A 2,686-nucleotide genomic window follows, 5' to 3' on the forward strand; every position below is an offset into this window, starting at 1 on the left:
AAGAGCGCACAGGCCAGCAAACCAAAACGCTACTTCCATCCCTAGCACTGGTGCTCTTGGTGCCAAGTGCGGTGTTTGTACTGACTGGCATGCCGCTCAGCTGGGATATGCCAACGCTGCAAGGCTTTAATTTTGCAGGCGGAACCAGCGTGCCACCGGCATTCCTGGCGCTGCTTGTGTCGCTCAGCATCTACCACGCGGCCCAGATCGCCGAGGCCGTGCGGGCCGGTATTTTGTCAGTCAACAAGGGACAGAACGAGGCCGCACTTTCCATCGGTTTGAAACCTAGCCGGATCATGGCGATGGTTGTCATCCCGCAAGCCATGCCTGCGATTGTGCCGCCCTTGATTTCGCAATGGATGAACACGGTCAAAAACTCATCGCTGGCCATCGCCATTGGATATGCCGACATCGTCTCATTGTTTATGCAAACCACGCTTAACCAGATTGGACATGCGGTTGAATTGGTCGGAATGACCATGGCGTTCTATATGTTTATCAGCCTGTCAATCTCCGGTCTTCTGAACATCTACAACAAACGCGTGCAGTTGGTGGAACGCTGATATGGCTATAATCAACGCCACAAAAACCCCTGAACGCGCAGCACCCCTTGGCGAACGCTCCGCCATTGGCTGGATCCACAAGAACCTGTTCAGCTCGTGGTTCAACGCAATCCTGACCGTCGTCACCGGTTATCTGGTTTTCATCACCGTATCGGGGGTCTGGAGTTGGGGGTTCACCGACGCGACCTTTGTAGCCCAGAACCGGCGCGAATGTTATGACAACAGCCTGACCGGGGCCTGCTGGGCCGGCGTTATCGACTGGCTCGACAACATCTTTTACGGCCGCTACCCGCGTGATCAGATTTGGCGGATCAACTTTGGGGCGCTGATGCTGGTGCTGTGGATGGCCCCGTTATGGATGGGCCGCGTCAAAGGCAAGGTCCTGATCGGGGCGGGTGTTGTTGCGTTCTATCCTTTCCTTGCGGGTTATCTGTTTTCGGGGGGCGACAAGGGCCTGTTCATGCAGATTATGGTCAGCGGTGCCATTGTCGCGCTGATCGCAAATACGGCGAATATGCTGACCGGTGTGCTGCGGGGCGAATTCCTGCCGGATTATCTGCTGCGCGTTCTGGGCAAAACCACTGCCCCGGACAAGATCCAGCGCAATATGTTGCTGGCAATCGCACTTACGGTCTTCGCGGCGGTGTTTATCTGGCAAGCAAGCTGGACGGCTGAGGAAGTCAGTTGGACAAAATGGGGCGGGCTGTTTCTGACAATGGTAATTGCGGGCATCGGCATCGCGTCGTCATTGCCCGGTGGTATCATTTTGGCTTTGGGCCGTCGCAGCAAACTGACGGTCGTCCGGGTTCTGTGCGTTGCATTTATCGAAGTGTTCCGCTCGGTGCCGCTGATCACCGTGCTGTTCATGGCGACCACCATGTTTCCGCTGTTCATGCCCGAAGGGTTTGTGTTGAACAAGCTAGTGCAGGTCATCATTGCCGTTGTTCTTTTCAATGCCTGCTACATGGCCGAAACCGTGCGTGCCGGGCTTCAGGCCATCCCAAAAGGTCAGTATGAGGCAGCCCATACCATCGGGCTTGGCTATTGGCGCACGACCGGGTTAATCATTATGCCTCAGGCGCTGAAACACATGATTCCGAACATCGTCGGCAGCTTTATCGGGCTGTTGAAGGATACTACGCTGGTGTCGATCATTGGGCTGTTCGACATCCTTGGGATGCTGCGTTCAATCAGCAAGGATATGCCCTGGTTGGGCCTGCACAAAGAGCCGCTGATCTTTGGCGCATTCCTGTTCTTTGTTCTGTGCTTTTCGATGTCGAAATACAGCCGCCATCTGGAAGTGAAACTTTCGGCGGGGGATCAACATTGACCCAGCCTTCGAGGAGAAACCCATGACAATCGAACTCACTCAGGCTCAACTTGCGTCGGCCGCCTCGACCGAGGTCATCATCGAAATCGCGAAAATGAACAAATGGTACGGCGCGTTCCATGTTCTAAAGGATATCGATCTGACGGTTCATCAAGGTGAGCGGATCGTCGTTTGCGGCCCGTCTGGGTCGGGAAAATCAACGTTGATCCGTTGTATCAATGCGCTGGAAGAACACCAGGAAGGCGATATCATCGTTGACGGGATCAAACTTGGTAAAAACCTGAAGAACCTCGACCATATTCGCACCGAGGTCGGCATGGTGTTTCAGAACTTCAACCTGTTCCCGCATATGAGCATTCTTGAGAACCTGACATTGGGGCCGATCTGGACCCGCAAGATGAGCAAGGCGGACGCGATAGAAGCCGCAATGACCTATCTGGAGCGGGTAAAGATCCCCGAACAGGCCGACAAATACCCCGGCCAACTCTCTGGCGGACAGCAACAACGGGTCGCCATTGCCCGCAGCCTGTGCATGAACCCAAAGATCATGCTGTTTGACGAGCCAACCAGTGCTCTTGATCCCGAGATGATCAAAGAGGTGCTGGATGTGATGGTCGAACTGGCGGATACGGGTATGACAATGATCGTGGTCACCCATGAAATGGGCTTCGCGCGGACCATCGCCGATCAGGTGATATTTATGGATGAGGGCGACATCGTCGAGCAAAGTGGCCCGATCGAGTTTTTCGACAATCCGCAACACGAGCGCACCAAAATGTTCCTCAGTCAGATT

Annotated in this window: 3 protein-coding genes; all 3 read left to right on the forward strand. The window is 54.6% G+C overall.

All coding sequences use genetic code 11. The features are described from left to right. A partial coding sequence (locus J4E70_RS19165; protein ID WP_213891541.1) for an ABC transporter permease subunit occupies positions 1-563 on the forward strand: 563 nt, incomplete at its 5' end. Between the two features lies 1 nt (position 564). Further along, entirely contained in the window at positions 565-1,893 is a 1,329-nt protein-coding gene (locus tag J4E70_RS19170) for an amino acid ABC transporter permease (protein ID WP_213891543.1), read from the forward strand. Between the two features lie 22 nt (positions 1,894-1,915). Then, positions 1,916-2,686, forward strand: a 771-nt coding sequence (locus J4E70_RS19175; RefSeq protein ID WP_246531880.1) for an amino acid ABC transporter ATP-binding protein, incomplete at its 3' end; no start/stop codon positions are given.

Source organism: Pseudohalocynthiibacter aestuariivivens, assembly GCF_018457175.1.
Lineage (GTDB): Bacteria > Pseudomonadota > Alphaproteobacteria > Rhodobacterales > Rhodobacteraceae > Pseudohalocynthiibacter > Pseudohalocynthiibacter aestuariivivens.